This is a genomic window from Psychromonas arctica (genome assembly GCF_038155225.1).
Taxonomy (GTDB): domain Bacteria; phylum Pseudomonadota; class Gammaproteobacteria; order Enterobacterales; family Psychromonadaceae; genus Psychromonas; species Psychromonas arctica_B.
In genome coordinates this window covers 1-431 of record NZ_JBAKBA010000113.1, presented here as the reverse complement: position 1 = coordinate 431, position 431 = coordinate 1, and the positions used below count along the sequence as shown (strand labels likewise).

Genomic DNA, 431 nt, shown 5'->3' with positions numbered 1-431 from the left:
CGTGTGTCGCTGGTTCAAGCCCAGCAAGAGGAGCCACATTAAAAGTCCTGAACATTATTGTTCAGGATTTTTTTTGCCTAAAATTTATGATCTCCCTAATACATTAGCAAAGAGAGCCATTCCTCTTTAGCTCAGTTGGTAGAGCAACGGACTGTCCTCTTTTTAAGGTATAGCGTGTGTCGCTGGTTCAAGCCCAGCAAGAGGAGCCACATTAAAAGTCCTGAACATTATTGTTCAGGATTTTTTTTGCCTAAAATTTATGATCTCCCTAATACATTAGCAAAGAGAGCCATTCCTCTTTAGCTCAGTTGGTAGAGCAACGGACTGTCCTCTTTTTAAGGTATAGCGTGTGTTGCTGGTTCAAGCCCAGCAAGAGGAGCCACATTAAAAATCCTGAACATTATTGTTCAGGATTTTTTTTGCCTAAAATT

At 40.6% G+C, this 431-nt stretch carries 2 tRNA genes; both read left to right on the top strand.

Annotated features, from left to right (window positions below):
• The first annotated feature begins 120 nt into the window (after positions 1 to 120).
• Positions 121 to 209, top strand: a tRNA-OTHER gene (locus tag V6255_RS18025).
• Positions 210 to 293: 84 nt separating this feature from the next.
• Positions 294 to 382: transfer RNA gene (locus V6255_RS18020), tRNA-OTHER, on the top strand.
• Positions 383 to 431: the final 49 nt, after the last annotated feature.